Genomic DNA, 19,243 nt, shown 5'->3' on the forward strand with positions numbered 1-19,243 from the left:
TTTGCACATCAGGAAATGATTATGTCTACAGATAAAAAATATATTGTCGCGCTCGATCAGGGCACAACCAGCTCCCGCGCCGTTGTTCTCGATCATGACGCCAACATTATCGCGGTTTCCCAGCGCGAATTTACCCAGATCTACCCGAAAGCGGGCTGGGTTGAACACGATCCCATGGACATCTGGGCTTCGCAAAGCTCCACGCTGGTAGAAGTGCTGGCACATGCGGATATTCGCTCCGATCAGATCGCCGCAATCGGCATTACCAACCAGCGCGAAACGGCGATTGTCTGGGATAAAGAGTCCGGCAAGCCGATCTATAACGCTATCGTCTGGCAAGATCCGCGCACGGCGGACTACTGTGCGAAACTGAAGAAAGAGGGCCTGGAAGAGTATATCCAGCACACCACCGGCCTGGTAATTAATCCCTACTTCTCTGGCACCAAAGTAAAATGGATTCTGGATCATGTCGAAGGCGCGCGCGAGCGGGCGAAACGCGGCGAACTGCTGTTCGGCACCGTCGATACCTGGCTTATCTGGAAAATGACGCAGGGTCGGGTGCATATTACCGACCACACCAATGCGTCACGCACCATGATGTATAACATCCATAAGCTGGAGTGGGATCAGCGCATGCTGGATATCCTCGATATTCCGCGTGAAATGCTGCCGGAAGTGAAATCTTCCTCCGAAGTCTACGGCCAGACCAACATCGGCGGTAAAGGCGGCACCCGTATTCCTATCGCCGGCATCGCGGGCGACCAGCAGGCGGCGCTGTACGGCCAGCTGTGCGTGCAGCCGGGAATGGCGAAAAACACTTACGGCACCGGCTGCTTTATGCTGATGAACACCGGCACCGAAGCAGTAACCTCCACGCACGGCTTGCTGACCACTATCGCCTGCGGTCCGCGCGGTGAAGTGAACTATGCGCTGGAAGGTGCGGTGTTTATCGGCGGCGCCTCTATTCAGTGGCTGCGCGACGAGATGAAGCTGATCAGCGATTCCGCCGATTCAGAATACTTCGCGATGAAAGTGAAGGACTCCAACGGCGTCTATATGGTTCCAGCCTTTACCGGCCTTGGCGCGCCCTACTGGGACCCGTATGCCCGCGGCGCGCTGTTTGGCCTGACGCGCGGCGCCAATGCCAATCACATTATTCGCGCTACGCTGGAATCGATCGCTTATCAGACGCGCGATGTGCTGGAAGCGATGCAGAACGATGCCAATACTCGCCTGCAATCGCTGCGCGTTGACGGCGGCGCCGTAGCTAACAACTTCCTGATGCAGTTCCAGTCCGATATTCTTGGCACGCGTGTTGAGCGGCCGGAAGTACGTGAGGTAACCGCGCTGGGCGCCGCTTACCTGGCGGGTCTGGCGGTCGGTTTCTGGGAAGATCTGGATGAGGTGCGCGCAAAAGCGGTGATAGAACGTGAATTCCGCCCCAGTATCGAGACCACGGAGCGTAATTATCGCTACGCTGGCTGGAAAAAAGCCGTGGCCCGCGCTCAGGCATGGGAAGAACACGAGGAATAACGCTTCAGGCCCGCGTCGCCATCCGGCGCGGGCTTTTCTCCCGCCCTCCCCCGCTGTGATACACTTTCGCCTCATTTGTTTTCTTCAGAGGCTGGTCATGAAACGAGAACTCGCCATTGAATTTTCCCGCGTTACCGAAGCGGCCGCGCTGGCTGGCTATAAATGGCTGGGCCGCGGCGATAAAAACCAGGCGGACGGCGCGGCGGTCAACGCCATGCGCATTATGTTGAATAAAGTCGATATCGACGGCCGCATTGTTATCGGCGAAGGCGAAATCGATGAGGCACCGATGCTCTATATCGGCGAGAAGGTCGGCACCGGCAACGGCGATGCGGTGGATATCGCGGTTGACCCTATCGAAGGCACGCGAATGACCGCCATGGGACAGGCCAATGCGCTGGCGGTGCTGGCGGTCGGCGACCGGGGCACCTTTCTGCACGCGCCAGATATGTATATGGAGAAGCTGATCGTCGGCCCAGCGGCAAAAGGCTATATCGATCTGAACCTGCCTCTGGAAACCAACCTGAAAAACATCGCCGCCGCGCTGGGCAAATCCCTTAATGAACTGACGGTAACGATTCTGGCCAAGCCGCGTCACGATGCGGTTATCAAACAGATGCAGCAGCTGGGCGTGCGTATTTTCGCTATTCCCGATGGCGACGTCGCCGCCTCTATCCTGACCTGTATGCCCGACAGCGAAGTAGACGTGCTGTACGGCATCGGCGGCGCGCCGGAAGGCGTGGTGTCAGCGGCAGTTATTCGTGCGCTGGATGGCGATATGCAGGGCCGTCTGCTGCCGCGTCATGAAGTTAAAGGCGAAAGCGAGGAAAACCGCCGACTGGGCGAAGATGAGCTGGCGCGTTGCCGGGAGATGGGCATTAACGCCGGCGAACGGCTGACGCTGGAGATGATGGCGCGCAACGATAATGTGATTTTCGCCGCCACCGGCATCACCAGCGGCGACCTGCTGAAAGGGATCACGCGTCAGGGCAATATCGCCACCAGCGAAACCCTGCTGATCCGCGGCAAATCGCGCACTATACGCCGTATCCAGTCGATTCATTATCTCGACCGCAAGGATACGGCGCTGCATCAGTGGATTCTGTGATGGTTAAACCGCCTGCGGCTGCGGGCCTTTAGAAAGCGGCCACCAGCAGAACAGCATCAACAGGGCGGTGGCGCACATCAGCATGCCGAGACTGAACTGGCTGTTCTGCGGCAACTGCGCCGAAAGCCAGGCCACCAGCCCTGAACCGAGATTTTGCAGGCCGCCGATCAGCGCGCCGGCGGTGCCCGCCAGCCAGGCGTAAGGCTCCATCGCGCCGGAGGTGGCCAGCGGAAACATCATACCCGCCCCGAAGAAGAACAGAGACGCGGGCACCAGAAGCGTCCAGATATTCATAATGCCGAACCATGACGGCAGCCACATCAGCGCCGCCGCCAGCAGGCAGCTGTTCACCGCATACCACATCAACGTATGAAAGCTTTTATCATCCCGGCCCGCAAACCAGGCGCCGAAGAAAGCTGCCGGGATCGGCAGGATAAACAGAATGCTGATCGTCATCGCATCGAGACCCAGCACGCCGCCCATTAACACGCCGCAGCTTGATTCATACACCGCGATGCCCGCCAGCGCGCCAATCAGCATCAGCAAATAGCGCACAAAGATGCGATCGCTCAGCAGCGGTCGATAGCGGGAAAACAGCGGGCGCGTTTCGCTAACCGGCGGACGCGTTTCCGGCAACCAGCGCGCCATCGCGCCGGTAACTATCAGACAGAGCAGCAGCAGAAAAGCGAAGCAGGCATGCCAGCCAAACAGGCGCGTCAGCATCGCGCCGATCAGCGGCGCCACCAGCGGGCTGAACAGGATGCCCATATTCAGCAGGCTATTCGCCTGACGCAGCGCGCTACCGGAATAGAGATCGCGCGGCATGGTACGGGCCATCACGCCCGCTACGCCGGTGCCGAGCCCCTGTACCGCGCTCGCCGCCACCAGCCAGTCGATCGACGGCGCAAACAGCGCGCCAAGCGCGCCCACCATAAAGACAATCATGCCCGCGAGGATCACCGGCTTGCGGCCGATGCTGTCTGACAGCGGGCCGTAAAACAGCTGCGAGCCGCCGTAGGTCATCAGATAAGCCGCCATCACGCGCTGCATCACGCCGTCGCGCACGTTAAACGCTTCAGCAATGGTGGCCATCGCCGGGACATAGATGGTTTGCGCCATTTGCCCAACCGCCACCAGAACGATAAGCATCAGCAACAGATGTCCGTTTTCTAATTTTTTCATAGCCACTTAGATGAAAATTACAGAATGAAAGCCTGCCGTTTAGCGTTTGAACAGCAAATCAGCAGGCGAAACAGGATTGATGGCGGCAAAAATAGCAGTTCGCGTAGAGAAAGAAATGACAGCGCAATAAAGATTTTTAGCCATTCTGTCAGCAGAAATTGACCTTCTTTGTAAAACTAACTGTACGGCAGCACAAAGTGCCGCCCCTTTTTGTCGCCCAGAGCTTTCGGATAACGCGCGGGCTGGAAAAAGCGCGCCCAAGTGACGAAGATAGGCACTACGTTAATGAGGTGGAGGAAGCGCAATGGCTGAATGGGTTAATGGCAACGTAAGCGAGGTCACGCACTGGACGGAGAATTTATTCAGCATCAAGGTACATGCTCCCGTCGCGCCTTTTATTGCCGGCCAGTTCGCTAAGCTGGCGCTGGAAGTAGAGGGTGAACGCGTTCAGCGCGCCTACTCTTACGTTAATGCGCCCGCCAGCCCCGATCTGGAGTTCTATCTGGTGAATGTGCCGGAAGGCAAGCTCAGCCCGCGACTGCACGCGCTGAAGCCTGGCGACAGCCTGATGATAACGAAAGAGGCCGCCGGTTTTTTCGTGTTGGATGAGATCCCTGAATGTCAGACGCTATGGATGCTGGCGACCGGCACGGCAATCGGCCCTTACCTTTCCATTCTGCAACAGGGAGAGGGCATGGCGCGCTTCGAACATATTGTGCTGGTGCATGCGGCGCGTTACGCCGCCGATTTAAGCTATCTGCCGCTGATGCAGCAGCTGGCGGAACGCTATAACGGCAAGCTGCGCATCCAGACAGTGGTAAGTCGTGAAACGGCGCCCGGCGCGCTAACCGGACGCGTGCCTGCGCTGATTGAAAGCGGCCAGCTTGAGCAGGCGGTGGGCCTGCCGATAACGGCGGAAAACAGCCATATTATGCTGTGCGGCAACCCGCAAATGGTGCGCGACACCCAGCAATTGCTGAAAGACACGCGAGAAATGCGCAAGCATCTGCGCCGCAAACCGGGCCATATCACCAGCGAACACTACTGGTGAGTACTATTCCCTGTGCCGCGCTTGCCGAAATAGTTCACCGGCTGCGCGGGCTGGCCAAAGCGGTTAGCGCCTGACGATCCGGTTAGCAGCCCCGACTCGATCAGTATCGCCGCCAGAATCAGCGTCGGCGCTAAACGGCCCAGCGCCAGCTGCCAACCCGACCCCAGCACCGCCCAGTTTCCCGCCAGCAGCATCCAGGCGACAATCAGCAGCAGCGCCCAATAGCCGCGGCGATTGCGATCGTGCAGCCGTTTCACCAGCACGGCGCTGGCTGGCCACAGCAAACACACCACGCCAAACGCCGCCATCTGCGTATCCAGCAAATCATTTCCCGCGAGGACGAAAAGCGCGGTCATGGTCAACAACCAGACTAACTGCCAAATCCAGAAATCTCGTCGCCCCAGGCGGCCGCGATAGGAGAAACACCATTGCTGTAGCGTCATTTTTTCGTCCCGAGGAAAACTATAAAATGGTTGCCGCAGTTTTTGACTTTGGCGGGTAAAAACCGTTCTAATCTTGGCTGAGTTTACTGGACAGGGCAGAAAAAATGAAGAAAGCGCCAGGCACTTTGCTGACGCCGCTGCTGTTACTGCTTGCGCTACTGACGAGCACGACGGCGCGAGCCGACGAGACGTCAACGCGTAGCGATGCAATGCCCACAGCGCCTTATCTGCTGCCGGGAGCGCCGACGTTTGATATGACCATCGCGCAGTTTCGGGAAAAATATAATGCGGCGAATCCTGATCTGCCGCTCAGCGAATATCGCGCCGTCGACAGTCGGCTCGATAAAAGCAATCTGACGCGCGCCGCCAGCAAAATCAGCGAAACGCTTTATGCCTCCACCGCGCTGGAGCCCGGTACCGGCAAAATAAAAACGCTGCAAATTACCTGGCTGCCGATTCCTGGCCCGGAAGAAAAGGCGGCGCAGGAAAAAGCGCAGGCCTATATGGCGGCAATGCTGCGCTTTTTCTCGCCGACGCGCTCGCAGGAAGAGAGCGGCAAGCGGCTGAGCGAGCTGTTAAACAAGGGCAAAGGATCGCGCTATTACGCCCAGACGGAAGGCGCGCTGCGCTTTGTGGTAGCGGATAATGGTGAAAAGGGGCTAACTTTCGCTGTTGAACCGATTAAGCTCGCGTTGTCAGCACCCTGAACATCGCGGCAAAAATGACGAAAAGCAAAGCCATTCAGGTTCAAGATCTCTATACTGTCTGGCAGACATCGCTGCCCGGCGGGCAGTGTACTTTACTGGTATAGCGTTACACGTGGAGGATATGATGCGACATCCGTTAGTTATGGGTAACTGGAAGCTGAACGGCAGCAAAAAAATGGTCAGCGAGCTGATCGACGGGCTGCGTAAAGAGCTGAACGCCGTTCAGGGCTGTGGCGTCGCCATCGCCCCACCAGTGATGTATCTGGATCAGGCGCAGCAGGCGCTGGGCGACAGCCAGATCGTACTGGGCGCCCAGAACGTTGATGTGAACCTGTCCGGCGCGTTTACCGGTGAAGTGTCTGCCGAGATGCTGAAAGATATCGGCGCGCGCTACATCATTATCGGCCATTCAGAACGTCGTACTTACCATAAAGAGAGCGATGAATTTATTGCGAAAAAATTCGCCGTTCTGAAAGCTGCGGGCCTGATCCCGGTGCTCTGTATCGGTGAGACCGAAGCGGAAAACGAAGCGGGTAAAACCGAAGAAGTTTGCGCGCGTCAGATCGACGCCGTGCTGGAAACTCAGGGCGCAGAGGCTTTCAACGGCGTTGTTATCGCCTATGAGCCAGTCTGGGCAATCGGCACCGGCAAATCTGCTACTCCGGCGCAGGCGCAGGCGGTGCATAAATTCATTCGCGACCATATCGCGAAGAAAGACGCGAAAGTGGCTGAGCAGGTCATCATTCAGTATGGCGGCTCTGTTAACGATAAAAACGCCGCGGAGCTGTTCGCGCAGCCGGACATCGACGGCGCGCTGGTCGGCGGCGCCTCGCTGAAAGCTGACGCCTTTGCCGTTATCGTGAAGGCAGCAGCCGCAGCGAAAGCCTGATGTTTCACGGGCGGTGAAGACGCCGCCCGTTTCTTTTCCGCTATGGCGATAACATCGCGCAGCGATGATCCTGCAACTCTTCCGCCGAACCCCGATTCAGTGCTAACCAGTTACGCTTAATCGCCATAAGCGCCAGTCTTCCGTCCGGCAACGACGCCAACGCCAGACCATATTTCCCCATCTCCTGCTGCGCCTGTGGCACTTCCTGCGACAAACGGATAAAACTGCTCTGCTGCGTCAGTTCGGCTGGCGTTAACGTGCGGATCAGCCAGCGATGCGCCGTCAACGTATACGGCCGCCACTGCCGATCAAGCTGCGGAGCAAGGCTGTCCAGCGCCTGACGCACGTCCGGGCGCAGGCAGGAGATATGAATATGCAACTGGTTCTGCGTGCGGCCAAATTCAGAATTTATGGTAAGCGAAGCCACGCTATCCGGCACCGCCGCGCCGTGCCGCATTGAAAGCAAACTACGTTGTTGCCAGGCGAGCGCGAAAAAGTCAGGCGTGGCGGCATCGAGCAGCGCCGGGCTCTCAATGCCGCTGATGCGCGCCACCGGCATGAGCAGATATTGTAAAGGGCCATTGCGATCTTTCAGCGTGACGAAACCCTGCGCAAAATCGACGCGCTGGCAGGGGCTGGGGTTATTTTTACTTTGCTGTCCGGGAATACACTGCTGACTAATCATCCGCCAGAGCGCATCGCCATTTTGATGAAAACGCCAGGCGGCGACGCCCAGCGCGATACAGAGAGAGACTACAACAACCGTAACGATCTTCAGAGCGCGTGCAGCAGTCGGCATAGCGGCTATTCCCTTGATGACTCGTGACAATCCTCGCCGCTTCCGCAAGCATTGTCACGTGAATCATTCAAGACGCTTTGCTTAACGCTTCATAATTTGATCGTACGTACCGCCATCGGCAAAGTGGGTTTTCTGTGCCGACGTCCAGCCGCCGAATTTATCATCAACGGTGAACAGCTTCAGCGGTGAAAAGACGTTGGCATATTTTTTCGCGACTGCCTCATCGCGCGGGCGATAGAAGTTCTGCGCGGCGATATCCTGTCCCTCCGGCGAATAAAGGTATTTCAGGTATTCAGTGGCCACTTTACGCGTGTCACGTTCGTCCACCACGCGGTCGACGACGGAAACCGTCGGCTCGGCCAGAATCGATTCGCTGGGCGTGACGATTTCAAACTGATCTTTGCCCAGCTTGTTCACCGCCAGATACGCTTCGTTCTCCCAGGCGATTAACACGTCGCCGATGCCGCGTTCAACGAAGGTGTTGGTGGCGCCGCGCGCGCCGGAATCCTGCACTTCCACATTTTTAAACAGCGATTTGACGAACGCCTGCGCCTTCGTCTGGTCGCCCTTGTTCTGATCGAGCGCATAGCCCCAGGCCGCCAGGTAGTTCCAGCGCGCGCCGCCAGAGGTTTTCGGGTTTGGCGTAATGACCGACACGCCGGGCTTCAGCAAATCAGGCCAGTCGTGGATCTGTTTAGGATTGCCTTTACGCACCAGGAAAACGATGGTTGACGTGTAGGGAGCGGAGTTCTCGGGTAGACGTTTCATCCAGGCTTTATCAATGCGGCCGCGCTCGGCGATAGCATCCACGTCTGACGCCAGCGCCAGCGTCACTACGTCGGCGCGAATGCCGTTGATTACCGAAGTAGCCTGTTTGCCGGAGCCGCCGTGCGACTGGCGGATCACAAGGTTATCGCCCGTTTCCTGCTTATAATGGGCGCTGAACGCTTTGTTATATTGTTCGTACAGCTCACGCGTCGGATCGTAAGAGACGTTCAGTAGCTGAATATCCTTCGCCAGCACGCTGGTTGACGCCAGTAAAACAGCCAGCCCTACACTCCACTTATTCATTGCATGCTCTCCCCAATTTAATTAGCGAAAGCGTGACATAAAGCGAGCAGCGATTTAAAGAATTAAAAATAAGAGTTTATTACTTTATAGAATATAGCGAGGAGATAAAAAGGCGCTGACGGTACAGCGCCCTGAAGAGCATCAGTAAAGTTTTTTCGCCGTTTCCAGCCAGTCGCGTTTAAACGGACGCTTCATGTTTTCAATCGCGTCAATGATGTCGTGATGCACCATTTTTTCGTTCTGGATGCCGACGCAGCGGCCGCCGTAGCCCTGCAGCAGCAGCTCAATCGCATAAGCGCCCATACGGGAAGCCAGAATACGGTCATAGGCGACCGGCGCGCCGCCGCGCTGAATGTGGCCCAGCACCGTGGCGCGGGTTTCACGCCTGGTTTCAGCTTCGATATATTTCGCCAGCTCATCAATGTCGCAAATATGCTCTGTGATAGCGACGATGGCGTGCTTTTTGCCTTTCGCGATGCCCGCTTTAATCTCTTCAACCAGCTCTTCGCGGGTATAAGGGATTTCCGGCAGCACGATAAATTCACAACCGCCGGCAATCGCCGCCGCCAGCGTCAGATCGCCGCAGTAACGTCCCATCACTTCAACAATAGAAATACGCTGATGCGAAGAGGAGGTATCACGCAAACGGTCAATGGCCTCAACCACCGTTTCCAGCGCGGTGAAGTAGCCGATAGTGTAGTCCGTACCCGCCACGTCGTTATCAATGGTGCCTGGCAGGCCGATGCACGGAAAGCCCATTTCCGTCAGTCGCTTCGCGCCCATATAGGAACCGTCGCCGCCGATCACCACCAGCGCGTCAATACCGCGCTTTTTCATATTCTCGATAGCTACCTGACGCGTTTCTTCATTACGAAATTCAGGAAAACGCGCGGAGCCCAGAAAAGTGCCGCCGCGGTTAATCATGTCAGAAACGCTGTAGCGGTCGAGGTTGATCATACGGTCTTCATACAAGCCGAGATAGCCATCATAAATGCCAAAAACTTCCAGGCCTTCACTCAGGGCGGAGCGGACTACACCGCGAATAGCTGCGTTCATCCCTGGGGCGTCGCCGCCGCTTGTCAGTACACCGATTTTCTTGATCATGGCTACCTCTGGACTCAATACTTGATGATGAATTCGTTACGCCGGAAAGTTTCGACGCCCGCTCAGTGTCCGATCTTACCGACTCATATTGGCAAATAGTATATCAAAGCCCTGATGCTGAATTGATTCAGGTCAGACTAGTTTCTGGAAAATCTTTCACGCAACCCGGTCTGGCGCTTTGCTCAAAGCCAGGCCGATATTATTTCACAATTTCGTCTATAAAAAACCCTGCGGCTCGGTTCGCGCCACGGAACACGGGTCCTGATGAATGATGATGTCAGAACCAGGGAACTGCTTTAACAGCGCCTGTTCAACCTGCTCGGCAACCCGATGCGCCTGGAATAGCGGCAGGCTGTCATCCAGTTCCAAATGTACCTGAATAAAGCGGGTAGGACCGGACTGACGGGTGCGTAAATCGTGCGCGCCCTGCACGCCGGGCCAGGTAGTGATGATTTGCACGATCTGTTGCCGCTCCGCATCCGGCAGCGCGCGATCGAGCAACGACTGTACGGCATCATAGCCCATACGCAGCGCACTAAACAGAATCCATGCGCCGATAGCTAACGCAAAAAGCGCATCGGCGCGCGCAAAGCCATACCAGCTTAGTGCCAGCGCCAGAAAAATCGCGCCGTTCATCAATACATCGGACTGATAGTGCAGCATATCGGCACGTATCGCCTGGCTCTGCGTCTTACGCACGACCCAACGCTGAAAAGTGACCAGCAGCAACGTGGAGAGCAACGCAATCAACGTCACCGCCATGCCGACCAGCGGCGCATGCAGCGTTTCCGGGCGCGCCAGATGTTGCAGGCCAGTAAGAAACAGGAACAGGGCGGAACCGGAGATAAACATGCTCTGCGCCAGCGCCGCCAGCGACTCCGCTTTGCCGTGGCCGAAGGTATGCTCCGCGTCGGCAGGCTGCAACGAATAGCGCACCACCAGCAGATTCGTTAGCGAAGCGGCGGTATCTACCAGCGAATCCACCAGCGCTGCCAGCACGCTCACCGATCCGGTATACCACCAGGCGAAGATTTTAATCAGCAGCAGCAGCAGCGCCAGTACCGTTGCCGCCAGCGCGGCCCGGTTAACCAGCCGCGCATAGGAAGCCATCATGCGCACCCCACGAAAGGTAAAAGCTAAGTATAAGAGCAGTATGGCAAAAAGGGGTGTCGCGGATCTAACCTAATCGTCGATGGCGTAAGTAAGCTGACGCAACGGAACGCGCTTACCGCAGAAGAAAGGAAAAACAGGCAAAAAAAACCCCCGCATCATGCGGGGGAAGACAGGGATGGTGTCTATGGCAAGGAAAACAGGGATACTATGTTACTGGTTACTGCCGGTACTGCTCGCGTCATGCAGCGATGGAACCTGCTGCAGATTCGTTAGCTTGCGCAACTCATTCATGCGTTGCTCATGCCTTTGCTGCAAAACAGCCTGTTGCTGCGGCGTTAGCAGGTGATACATCTGGTTGCGGATACGGGACATTTCGACCTGCCGCGCAACCTGCGCCTGTGCTAACTTTTCTGCCTGAGCCCTGACGGCTGCTTCATTAAATTCTTCTGCAATCACTAAATTATGCAGTGTCTCTAAGTCTTTCACGTTGACGGGCGGACGCTCATATTGCGTTTGCTGCATCAGATCGCGCATCTGCTGACGCTGCTGTTCCGAAAGCTTAATGCCGTCAAACATATGGCTTTGCGGATTTTGCGCTATGCTGCCAGTCATCGTTTCAACCGGCTGATGCACCCCGTCAATCGTCGTAACGTCTGCTGCCCATGCGCTGGAGTAACTAAAAACCACCGAGGCTGAAGCAAAGACGACGGCGGTTACCTTGCGCATCGTTTACTCCCACATTCGTTTGCGTCATTTGATTTAACGAAGTCCAGACTACAGAGATAGCTGCAAACTAGCGTCAGGGGGTGTAAAACTACGTAAAGCGATGGAATGGGGTGTGCGATCACGCTATTTTGCCTGCGGAGGGCTTAAGAAAATGAATAAAATCCTGTTGGTAGATGATGACCGCGAATTAACTTCGCTGCTTAAAGAACTGCTTGAAATGGAAGGGTTTAATATTGTCGTTGCCTCTGATGGCGAACAGGCTTTGAACCTGCTTGACGACTCGATCGACCTGTTATTGCTCGATGTGATGATGCCGAAGAAAAATGGTATCGATACCTTAAAAGAGCTGCGCCAGCAGTACCAAACGCCCGTCATTATGCTGACCGCGCGCGGCAGCGAATTAGACCGCGTGCTGGGCCTGGAACTGGGCGCGGACGACTACCTGCCGAAACCTTTCAATGACCGTGAACTGGTGGCGCGCATCCGCGCGATTTTGCGTCGTTCCAGCTGGAGCGAACAGCAGCAGCAGCATGACAACAGTTCCCCCACGCTGGAAGTTGACTGCCTGCGTCTGAATCCAGGGCGTCAGGAGGCCAGTTTCGATAACGTGACGCTGGACCTGACCGGCACCGAATTCACCCTGCTCTACCTGCTGGCTCAGCACCTGGGACAGGTGGTATCCCGTGAGCATCTGAGCCAGGAAGTGCTGGGCAAACGCCTGACGCCCTTCGACCGCGCTATTGATATGCATATCTCCAATCTGCGTCGTAAACTGCCTGAGCGCCGCGACGGCCACCCCTGGTTTAAAACGCTGCGCGGCCGTGGATACCTGATGGTTTCCGCATCATGATAAGCAGTTTGACCACCCGCATCTTCGCCATCTTCTGGTTAACCCTGGCGCTGGTATTGATGCTGGTGCTGATGCTTCCTAAGCTCGACTCGCGTCAGCTTACGTCGCTGCTGGAAAGCGAGCAGCGACAGGGCACCATGATTGAGCAGCACGTTGAAGCGGAACTGATGCAGGATCCGCCAAACGATCTGATGTGGTGGCGTCGGCTGTTTCGCGCCATCGATAAGTGGGCGCCGCCGGGGCAGCGTCTGCTGCTGGTCACCAGCGAAGGGCGCGTGATCGGCGCGCAGCACAATGAAATGCAGATTATCCGTAACTTTATCGGACAGTCTGACAATGCCGACCACCCGCAGAAAAAGAAATATGGCCGCGTCGAGCTGGTCGGTCCGTTCGCCGTGCGTGACGGCGAGGATAACTATCAACTCTACCTGATGCGTCCAGCCAGCAGTTCGCAGCTCGACTTTATCAACTTGCTGTTTGACCGTCCGCTGCTGCTGTTGATTGTCACCATGCTGATCAGTTCTCCGCTGCTGTTGTGGCTGGCGTGGAGCCTGGCGAAGCCGGCGCGTAAGCTCAAATACGCGGCGGATGAGGTGGCGAGCGGCAACCTGCGTCAACATCCAGAGCTGGAGGCGGGACCGCAAGAGTTTCTTGCCGCCGGTTCCAGCTTCAACCAGATGGTCAGCGCGCTGGAACGGATGATGACGGCGCAGCAGCGTCTGCTGTCCGATATCTCGCACGAGCTGCGCACGCCGCTGACGCGCCTGCAGCTGGCGACGGCGCTCATGCGGCGCCGTTATGGGGAAGGCAAAGAGCTGGAGCGCATCGAGCTGGAGGCGCAGCGTCTCGACGGCATGATCAACGATCTGCTGGTGCTGTCGCGCACTCAGCATAAAAATGCGCTGGTCAGCGAAGCGATGAAGGCCAACCATCTCTGGAACGGCGTGCTGGAAGACGCGAAATTCGAAGCGGAGCAGATGGGAAAAATGCTGGAAGTGCCCTATCCTCCGGGGCCCTGGCCGCTGTACGGCAACCCGCATGCGTTGGAAAGCGCGCTGGAGAATATCGTCCGCAACGCGCTGCGCTATTCGCACTCCCGTATCTCGGTCAGCTTCTCCGTTGATAATCAGGGCATTACGGCGCATGTGGATGATGATGGTCCGGGCGTCAGCGCGGAAGATCGCGAGCAGATTTTCCGTCCCTTCTACCGTACCGATGAAGCGCGCGACCGCGAATCAGGCGGGACCGGTCTGGGCCTGGCAATTGTGGAAACCGCCATTCAACAGCATCGCGGCTGGGTAAAAGCGGATGACAGCCCGCTCGGGGGCCTGCGCCTGACTATCTGGCTGCCGCTGTACTCTGTGCGCTAATTTGGTATGCTTCGGCCCTCGTTATCGGGGCCTTATGCTGAATATCGTCTTATTTGAACCTGAAATACCGCCTAACACCGGCAACATCATCCGCCTGTGCGCCAATACCGGCTTCCAGCTGCATCTGATTGAGCCGCTGGGCTTCGCCTGGGATGATAAACGTCTGCGCCGCGCCGGACTGGATTACCATGAATTTACTGCGATTAAACGCCACGCCAGCTTCGAGGATTTCTGCCTCAATGAGAAGCCGGAACGTCTGTTTGCGCTAACCACCAAAGGCACGCCCGCCCACAGCGCGGTCAGCTACCAGGTGGGCGACTATCTTCTGTTTGGCCCGGAGAGCCGCGGCCTCCCGGACACCATTCTGGGCGCCCTGCCGCCGCAGCAAAAAATCCGTATTCCAATGCTGGCACAGAGCCGCAGCATGAATTTGTCGAATGCGGTTTCCGTGGTGGTATACGAAGCATGGCGGCAGCTGGACTATAGCGGCGCGCTGTTAAAAAGCTGACAGCGCGTTCTGAGTCGATTAGATGCCATCGCCGAATTCAAATCCCGGCACGGTGCCGTTAAAGTGCTGATCCATATCCATTGAGGGCTTTTCACTGGCAGGTTTGCCGACAATACGCGCCGGCACGCCAGCGGCGGTGGTATGAGGCGGCACCGGCTGCAACACCACCGAACCGGCGCCGATTTTCGCGCCGCGTCCGACTTCAATATTGCCCAGAATCTTCGCGCCCGCGCCGATCATGACACCTTCACGAATCTTCGGATGACGATCGCCGCTGGTTTTGCCGGTTCCGCCCAGCGTTACCGACTGCAAAATGGAGACGTCGTTTTCTACTACCGCCGTTTCGCCAATAACGATGCCGGTGGCATGATCGAGCATAATGCCGCAGCCAATGCGCGCCGCAGGATGAATATCCACGGCGAAAGAGACAGAAATTTCGTTTTGCAGGTAGACCGCCAGCGCCCGACGGCCTTCATTCCACAGCCAATGGCCGATGCGATAGGCCTGTAGAGCGTGGAAGCCTTTCAGGTAAAGCAGCGGCGTAGAATATTTATCAATCGCCGGGTCGCGCAGCAGCACGGCCTGAATATCGCGCGCGGCGGCGGCGATCATGGAAGGGTCCTGACGGTAAGCCTCTTCAACGATTTCGCGGATGGCGATGGCTGGCATAATGGCGTTAGCCAGCTTGTTCGCCAGCATATAGCTCAGCGCGCCTTCCAGATTTTCATGCTTGAGCAAAGTCGCATGGAAAAAGCTGGCCAACATCGGTTCACAATCCGCAAGGGCTCGCCCTTCTGCTTTGATGTTATTCCAGACCATGTTCAGTTCATCATCCGACATTGCTCTCTCCCGATAAAAAAATAGCGTCCGGTTAGCCCGGAACGCCACAGGTACGACAGCCGGGACTCCGCCTCAGCGACTGCTGTTTTCATCCTTACGGGCACGCCCCAGCAAACTCAATGCTGCCTCGCGCGGTGATTTTTCGCAATACAATACCTGATAAATTTGCTCGGTTATTGGCATTTCGACGCCGTAGCGCGCCGCCAGCGCTTTCACCTCTTTGGTGTTGCGATAGCCTTCGACCACCTGTCCGATCTGCGCCTGCGCGCTTTCCACATCAACGCCCTGGCCCAACATCATGCCGAAACGACGATTGCGCGACTGGTTATCAGTGCAGGTCAGCACCAGATCGCCCAGCCCCGCCATGCCCATAAAGGTGGTAGGATCGGCGCCCAGCGCCTCGCCAAGACGGCTCATCTCCGCCAGACCACGCGTAATCAGCGCGGTGCGGGCATTGGCGCCGAAGCCGATGCCGTCTGAGATGCCAGCGCCGATAGCGATAACGTTTTTCACCGCCCCGCCCAGCTGTACGCCGATAAAATCAGGGTTGTTGTAAACGCGGAAACTTTTGCCACAGTGCAGCAGCTGTTGCAGATCGTCGGCGAACTGCGGATCGGTGGCGGCCAGCGCAATGGCGGTCGGCAGGCCAGCGGCCAGTTCCTTAGCGAAGGTGGGACCGGAAATGACCGCCAGCGGCAGCGCATCGCCCACGATTTCGCGCGCAACATCCTGCAGCAGGCGACCGGTTTCACGCTCAAGCCCTTTCGTAGCCCAAACGATGCGCGAATCGGGACGCAGATGCGGCTTAATCTGGGCCAGCACCTCGCCAAATACATGGCTTGGCACCACAATCAACAGATCGCGGCTGGCGGCGACGGCGTCGGCCAGATCGGGGTCAGTCGAAAGGGTATCGGGGAAAGGCACATCCGGCAGAAAAGCGGCGTTGCAGCGATCGGCTTCCAGCTGCGCTAAATGTTGAGGATTATGACCCCACAACAGCACCTGATGGCCGTTGCGGGCTAAGGTAATGGCCAATGCGGTGCCGTAAGATCCGGCACCCAGCACGGTAACTGACGCGTTACGCTTATTCATCAGGCATCCTGACGAGGTTCGCCGCCTTCTTGCTGCTGCAGGTAGTTCATAAACAGCGCATCGAAGTTGACCGGCGCAAGGTTAAGCTGCGGGAAGGTGCCGCGAGAAACCAGACTGGTGATGCACTCACGGGCGTACGGGAACAAAATGTTCGGGCAATAGGCGCCGAGGCAGTGCGCCATCTGGGTGCCTTCAATACCGGAGATAGTGAAGATACCCGCCTGCTGCACTTCGCACAGGAAAGCGGTGTCGGTGCCGACGGACGCCGTCACGGTCACGCGCAGCACAACTTCAAAGACGCCTTCGGCCAGCTGGCTGGATGCGGTATCCAGATCCAGTTTCACTTCCGGCTCCCACTCTTTCTGGAAAACCTGCGGCGCGTTAGGCGCTTCAAAAGAAATATCTTTCGTATAGATACGCTGGATCTGGAATGACATTTCGCTGGTGTTTTGTTCTGACATTATTATTGAGTCCTGTTAGTTAAAAAAATCCATCGGTACGCCAGTGGCCATTACTTCAGCAGAGGATCAAGCCCTCCGCGGCTGTCCAGCGCGTAAAGATCGTCGCAGCCGCCAATGTGCTGCGCATCGATAAAAATCTGCGGTACGGTGGTACGGCCGCTGCGCTTGATCATCTCTTCGCGCTTGTTCGCATCGCCGTCAATCGGGATTTCCTCGAAAGCGACGCCTTTCTGGGTCAGCAGCGCTTTTGCCCGGTGGCAATAAGGGCAGGTTGCTTTGGTATAAATCTCTACGTTAGCCATATTCAGCACCTTATGAAGTTATTTGCCGCGCACCAGCGGCAGATTTTCACTGCTCCAGCCTGCGACGCCGTCTTTCAGCACGCTGACCTGTTCAAAACCCGCCGCACTCAGCTGAGCCGCGGATTCGAATGCGGAATTACCCGTCGCGCAAACTACAATTATGGGCTGGGCTTTATGCTTTTCCAGTTCGCTGAAGCTGCCCTTTTTAATATCCGCCGCCAGAATATTATGCGCGCCGGAAATGTGACCTTTACGAAACTCATCGCGGGAGCGGATATCGACGACAACCGCATCTTCCTTGTTAATCAGGCGTGTGGCTTCCCCACGGCTGATGGTTTTAACTTTGGAAAACATGCCTTTAAAGGTGGTCACGATTACCAAAACCAGCAACACGACCCATGCCATACACAGAATGGGGTGATTGCTTGCGAATTGCATAATTTCTTGCATGAGGGGTAACAACTCCCGACAGGGTTAATAAGCGAAAATGAGGTTTCTGAGTATACCTGCGCCACTTCTCATGTACAGTCGTGAAGCGGGCAGAGTGTCGTTTTCTGCGGCATAAAGAGGAAAAAAATTGCCGTGGCGCAAACCGGAAGGAAACCAAACGCGCAAAAGAGGCGGCAGAGCACATAATTATCCGCTAAGGTCCTTTTGACAGAACGAACGGCCTGTTTTTAACAGATATTGCGTGGTTAAAGCGCCAGCTTTGACATGAACAGAAACGGAAAAGCGCGGCCGATTGCTGGCAAGCCGCTATTCATCGTGGAATAATCGGTTCCTTATGAGGGAAAAAGCATCAGTTTCACACACATGGACTCCAGGTAACTTTATGCCCTGTTACGCGCCGTTACGCAGCAGTTTGTCCGCGCTTTCCGTCAGCCTGTTATGTGCTGGCGCGCTGCTGTTGCCGCTTTATGCTGGCGCGGCGGACGACAGCAAATCCCAGCTGAAATCTATTCAGCAGGACATTGCGGAAAAAGAAAAAAGCGTCCGTCTACAGAAGGAGCAGCGCAGCAGGCTGCTGGATCAGCTGCAAAGCCAGGAAAAAGTCATTGCCGAAGCCAGCCGCAAGCTGCGCCAGACGCAGCAGCAGCTGACGCGCCTGAACAAAGATATCGACGCCCTTACCCGCTCTATTGAGCGGCTGCAAAAGCAGCAGGCTCAGCAGGAAAAGCTGCTGGCGCAGCAGCTTGACGCCGCTTTCCGCCAGGGTAAGCACAGCGGCTTACAGCTGCTGCTGAGCGGCGAAGAGAGCCAACGCAACGAACGCATCCTTTCCTATTTCGGCTACCTTAACGAGGCGCGCCAGAAAACCATCGGCCAATTACAGCAAACGCGCAGCGATCTTGCGGCGCAGAAGGCCGATCTACTGAATAAGCAGAACCAGCAAAAGTCGTTGCTTAGCGAGCAGCAAACCCAGCAGGCGCGTCTGGAAGAGGCGCGCGCCGCGCGCAAGAAAACCCTGGCTACGCTGGAAAACGCGCTGGAGAAAGACCAGGCCGACCTGGTAGAAATGCGCCAGAACGAAAGTCGGCTACAGGACAAAATCGCCCGCGCCGAGCGCGAAGCCAAAGCGCGCGCCGAACGTGAAGCGCGCGAGGCGGAACAGGTGCGTAAACGTCAGGCGCAGGCGAAAGCGAAAGGCTCCACCTATAAACCGACCGAAAGCGAACGCTCGCTGATGTCGCGCACCGGCGGCTTAGGACGTCCTGGCGGACAGGCATTCTGGCCGGTGCGTGGCCGTATCGAACATCGCTTCGGCGAAACGCTGCAGGGCGAGCTACGCTGGAAAGGCCTGGTGATCGACGCGCCCGAAGGCGCAGAAGTCAAAGCGATCGCCGACGGCCGCGTGCTGATGGCCGACTGGCTGCAGGGATACGGGCTGGTCGTCGTGGTCGAGCATGGTAAAGGCGATATGAGTCTTTATGGCTATAACCAGAGCGCGCTGGTCAGCACCGGCGATCAGGTAAGAGCCGGGCAGCCGATTGCACTGGTCGGCACCAGCGGCGGACGCGGTACGCCGTCGCTTTATTTTGAAATCCGTCGTCAGGGACAGGCGGTCAACCCACTCCCGTGGTTAGGAAGATAGTT

Annotated in this window: 21 protein-coding genes; 9 read left to right on the forward strand and 12 right to left on the reverse strand. The window is 56.8% G+C overall.

The window, feature by feature from the left end; all coding sequences use genetic code 11:
* Positions 1-18 precede the first annotated feature (18 nt).
* Together glpK and glpX are read left to right on the forward strand one after the other, a co-directional pair.
* The gene (glpK, locus tag C2E16_RS20070; protein WP_038630181.1) at positions 19-1,533 is read left to right on the forward strand and encodes a glycerol kinase GlpK; all 1,515 of its coding nucleotides are present in this window, start codon (positions 19-21) and stop codon (positions 1,531-1,533) included.
* A gap of 97 nt (positions 1,534-1,630) precedes the next feature.
* Positions 1,631-2,641 carry a class II fructose-bisphosphatase gene (gene glpX, locus C2E16_RS20075; RefSeq protein ID WP_084969900.1) on the forward strand — a complete coding sequence of 337 codons (1,011 nt, stop codon included), beginning with the start codon at positions 1,631-1,633 and terminating at the stop codon, positions 2,639-2,641.
* A 3-nt stretch (positions 2,642-2,644) separates the two neighbouring features.
* Here the strand turns inward: glpX and emrD are convergent, their stop codons facing one another.
* The gene (emrD, locus tag C2E16_RS20080) at positions 2,645-3,823 is read right to left on the reverse strand and encodes a multidrug efflux MFS transporter EmrD (protein ID WP_038629061.1); all 1,179 of its coding nucleotides are present in this window, start codon (positions 3,821-3,823) and stop codon (positions 2,645-2,647) included.
* Between the two features lie 304 nt (positions 3,824-4,127).
* On the opposite strand from emrD, the gene fpr reads away from it, so the two are divergent.
* Positions 4,128-4,874 (forward strand): ferredoxin--NADP(+) reductase, encoded by a 747-nt coding sequence (fpr, locus tag C2E16_RS20085; RefSeq protein WP_038629063.1) that lies wholly within the window; start codon positions 4,128-4,130, stop codon positions 4,872-4,874.
* On the opposite strand, the gene C2E16_RS20090 is transcribed toward fpr, so the two are convergent.
* Complete coding sequence (locus C2E16_RS20090) at positions 4,865-5,317, reverse strand: DUF805 domain-containing protein (protein ID WP_052133973.1); 453 nt, start codon at positions 5,315-5,317, stop codon at positions 4,865-4,867. The two genes, fpr and C2E16_RS20090, sit on opposite strands and share 10 nt — an antisense overlap.
* Positions 5,318-5,421: 104 nt before the next feature.
* On the opposite strand from C2E16_RS20090, the gene C2E16_RS20095 reads away from it, so the two are divergent.
* Together C2E16_RS20095 and tpiA are read left to right on the forward strand one after the other, a co-directional pair.
* Positions 5,422-6,024 (forward strand): DUF1454 family protein, encoded by a 603-nt coding sequence (locus C2E16_RS20095; RefSeq protein ID WP_038629065.1) that lies wholly within the window; start codon positions 5,422-5,424, stop codon positions 6,022-6,024.
* A 124-nt stretch (positions 6,025-6,148) separates the two neighbouring features.
* The gene (tpiA, locus tag C2E16_RS20100; protein WP_071883720.1) at positions 6,149-6,913 is read left to right on the forward strand and encodes a triose-phosphate isomerase; all 765 of its coding nucleotides are present in this window, start codon (positions 6,149-6,151) and stop codon (positions 6,911-6,913) included.
* 40 nt (positions 6,914-6,953) lie between these two features.
* Here tpiA and C2E16_RS20105 read toward each other — a convergent pair whose 3' ends face one another.
* The 5 genes from C2E16_RS20105 to cpxP form a co-directional block, all read right to left on the reverse strand.
* Positions 6,954-7,712, reverse strand: a complete 759-nt coding sequence (locus C2E16_RS20105) for a CDP-diacylglycerol diphosphatase (RefSeq protein ID WP_084969899.1) — start codon at positions 7,710-7,712, stop codon at positions 6,954-6,956.
* An 81-nt stretch (positions 7,713-7,793) separates the two neighbouring features.
* Entirely contained in the window at positions 7,794-8,783 is a 990-nt protein-coding gene (locus C2E16_RS20110; protein ID WP_038629071.1) for a sulfate ABC transporter substrate-binding protein, read from the reverse strand.
* A 141-nt stretch (positions 8,784-8,924) separates the two neighbouring features.
* Positions 8,925-9,887 (reverse strand): 6-phosphofructokinase, encoded by a 963-nt coding sequence (pfkA, locus tag C2E16_RS20115; RefSeq protein WP_038629072.1) that lies wholly within the window; start codon positions 9,885-9,887, stop codon positions 8,925-8,927.
* A gap of 216 nt (positions 9,888-10,103) precedes the next feature.
* Positions 10,104-11,000, reverse strand: a complete 897-nt coding sequence (fieF, locus tag C2E16_RS20120) for a CDF family cation-efflux transporter FieF (protein WP_038629073.1) — start codon at positions 10,998-11,000, stop codon at positions 10,104-10,106.
* 210 nt (positions 11,001-11,210) lie between these two features.
* Positions 11,211-11,726, reverse strand: coding sequence for a cell-envelope stress modulator CpxP (cpxP, locus tag C2E16_RS20125; protein WP_038629076.1), 516 nt, complete (start codon positions 11,724-11,726; stop codon positions 11,211-11,213).
* A gap of 151 nt (positions 11,727-11,877) precedes the next feature.
* Between cpxP and cpxR the strand changes: the two genes are divergently transcribed.
* From cpxR to trmL, 3 genes are read left to right on the forward strand one after another with little or no spacing between them, the layout of a single operon-like run.
* Complete coding sequence (gene cpxR, locus C2E16_RS20130) at positions 11,878-12,576, forward strand: envelope stress response regulator transcription factor CpxR (RefSeq protein ID WP_038629079.1); 699 nt, start codon at positions 11,878-11,880, stop codon at positions 12,574-12,576.
* On the forward strand, positions 12,573-13,946 hold the full coding sequence (gene cpxA / locus C2E16_RS20135) for an envelope stress sensor histidine kinase CpxA (protein WP_038629082.1): 1,374 nt from the start codon (positions 12,573-12,575) through the stop codon (positions 13,944-13,946). Before cpxR ends, cpxA begins: the two co-directional genes overlap by 4 nt.
* A 34-nt stretch (positions 13,947-13,980) precedes the next feature.
* Positions 13,981-14,454 (forward strand): tRNA (uridine(34)/cytosine(34)/5-carboxymethylaminomethyluridine(34)-2'-O)-methyltransferase TrmL, encoded by a 474-nt coding sequence (gene trmL / locus C2E16_RS20140; protein ID WP_038629084.1) that lies wholly within the window; start codon positions 13,981-13,983, stop codon positions 14,452-14,454.
* A gap of 18 nt (positions 14,455-14,472) precedes the next feature.
* Here trmL and cysE read toward each other — a convergent pair whose 3' ends face one another.
* The 5 genes from cysE to C2E16_RS20165 all read right to left on the reverse strand — a co-directional run bounded on the left by cysE (position 14,473) and on the right by C2E16_RS20165 (position 17,599).
* On the reverse strand, positions 14,473-15,294 hold the full coding sequence (cysE, locus tag C2E16_RS20145; protein WP_038629086.1) for a serine O-acetyltransferase: 822 nt from the start codon (positions 15,292-15,294) through the stop codon (positions 14,473-14,475).
* 72 nt (positions 15,295-15,366) lie between these two features.
* A complete protein-coding gene (gene gpsA / locus C2E16_RS20150) occupies positions 15,367-16,386 on the reverse strand; it encodes an NAD(P)H-dependent glycerol-3-phosphate dehydrogenase (RefSeq protein WP_038629087.1) in 1,020 nt (339 codons plus the stop codon).
* Positions 16,386-16,847, reverse strand: a complete 462-nt coding sequence (gene secB, locus C2E16_RS20155; RefSeq protein WP_038629089.1) for a protein-export chaperone SecB — start codon at positions 16,845-16,847, stop codon at positions 16,386-16,388. Before secB ends, gpsA begins: the two co-directional genes overlap by 1 nt.
* 50 nt (positions 16,848-16,897) lie before the next feature.
* Positions 16,898-17,149 (reverse strand): glutaredoxin 3, encoded by a 252-nt coding sequence (grxC, locus tag C2E16_RS20160; RefSeq protein WP_038629091.1) that lies wholly within the window; start codon positions 17,147-17,149, stop codon positions 16,898-16,900.
* Positions 17,150-17,167: 18 nt separating this feature from the next.
* Positions 17,168-17,599, reverse strand: a complete 432-nt coding sequence (locus C2E16_RS20165; protein WP_038629093.1) for a rhodanese-like domain-containing protein — start codon at positions 17,597-17,599, stop codon at positions 17,168-17,170.
* Between the two features lie 334 nt (positions 17,600-17,933).
* On the opposite strand from C2E16_RS20165, the gene envC reads away from it, so the two are divergent.
* On the forward strand, positions 17,934-19,241 hold the full coding sequence (gene envC, locus C2E16_RS20170; RefSeq protein ID WP_038629095.1) for a murein hydrolase activator EnvC: 1,308 nt from the start codon (positions 17,934-17,936) through the stop codon (positions 19,239-19,241).
* Positions 19,242-19,243 lie beyond the last annotated feature (2 nt).

The sequence above is a fragment of the Mixta calida genome, assembly GCF_002953215.1.
Classification (GTDB): Bacteria; Pseudomonadota; Gammaproteobacteria; order Enterobacterales; family Enterobacteriaceae; genus Mixta; species Mixta calida.

What these genes read in the sequence shown, in the direction of transcription:
- glpX (WP_084969900.1), top strand. Translation starts at nt 1,631, where the DNA reads ATGAAACGAGAACTCGCCATTGAATTTTCCCGCGTTACCGAAGCGGCC.
- emrD (WP_038629061.1), bottom strand. Translation starts at nt 3,823, where the DNA reads ATGAAAAAATTAGAAAACGGACATCTGTTGCTGATGCTTATCGTTCTG.
- fpr (WP_038629063.1), top strand. Translation starts at nt 4,128, where the DNA reads ATGGCTGAATGGGTTAATGGCAACGTAAGCGAGGTCACGCACTGGACG.
- C2E16_RS20090 (WP_052133973.1), bottom strand. Translation starts at nt 5,317, where the DNA reads ATGACGCTACAGCAATGGTGTTTCTCCTATCGCGGCCGCCTGGGGCGA.
- C2E16_RS20095 (WP_038629065.1), top strand. Translation starts at nt 5,422, where the DNA reads ATGAAGAAAGCGCCAGGCACTTTGCTGACGCCGCTGCTGTTACTGCTT.
- tpiA (WP_071883720.1), top strand. Translation starts at nt 6,149, where the DNA reads ATGCGACATCCGTTAGTTATGGGTAACTGGAAGCTGAACGGCAGCAAA.
- C2E16_RS20105 (WP_084969899.1), bottom strand. Translation starts at nt 7,712, where the DNA reads ATGCCGACTGCTGCACGCGCTCTGAAGATCGTTACGGTTGTTGTAGTC.
- C2E16_RS20110 (WP_038629071.1), bottom strand. Translation starts at nt 8,783, where the DNA reads ATGAATAAGTGGAGTGTAGGGCTGGCTGTTTTACTGGCGTCAACCAGC.
- pfkA (WP_038629072.1), bottom strand. Translation starts at nt 9,887, where the DNA reads ATGATCAAGAAAATCGGTGTACTGACAAGCGGCGGCGACGCCCCAGGG.
- fieF (WP_038629073.1), bottom strand. Translation starts at nt 11,000, where the DNA reads ATGATGGCTTCCTATGCGCGGCTGGTTAACCGGGCCGCGCTGGCGGCA.
- cpxP (WP_038629076.1), bottom strand. Translation starts at nt 11,726, where the DNA reads ATGCGCAAGGTAACCGCCGTCGTCTTTGCTTCAGCCTCGGTGGTTTTT.
- cpxR (WP_038629079.1), top strand. Translation starts at nt 11,878, where the DNA reads ATGAATAAAATCCTGTTGGTAGATGATGACCGCGAATTAACTTCGCTG.
- cpxA (WP_038629082.1), top strand. Translation starts at nt 12,573, where the DNA reads ATGATAAGCAGTTTGACCACCCGCATCTTCGCCATCTTCTGGTTAACC.
- trmL (WP_038629084.1), top strand. Translation starts at nt 13,981, where the DNA reads ATGCTGAATATCGTCTTATTTGAACCTGAAATACCGCCTAACACCGGC.
- cysE (WP_038629086.1), bottom strand. Translation starts at nt 15,294, where the DNA reads ATGTCGGATGATGAACTGAACATGGTCTGGAATAACATCAAAGCAGAA.
- gpsA (WP_038629087.1), bottom strand. Translation starts at nt 16,386, where the DNA reads ATGAATAAGCGTAACGCGTCAGTTACCGTGCTGGGTGCCGGATCTTAC.
- secB (WP_038629089.1), bottom strand. Translation starts at nt 16,847, where the DNA reads ATGTCAGAACAAAACACCAGCGAAATGTCATTCCAGATCCAGCGTATC.
- grxC (WP_038629091.1), bottom strand. Translation starts at nt 17,149, where the DNA reads ATGGCTAACGTAGAGATTTATACCAAAGCAACCTGCCCTTATTGCCAC.
- C2E16_RS20165 (WP_038629093.1), bottom strand. Translation starts at nt 17,599, where the DNA reads ATGCAAGAAATTATGCAATTCGCAAGCAATCACCCCATTCTGTGTATG.
- envC (WP_038629095.1), top strand. Translation starts at nt 17,934, where the DNA reads ATGAGGGAAAAAGCATCAGTTTCACACACATGGACTCCAGGTAACTTT.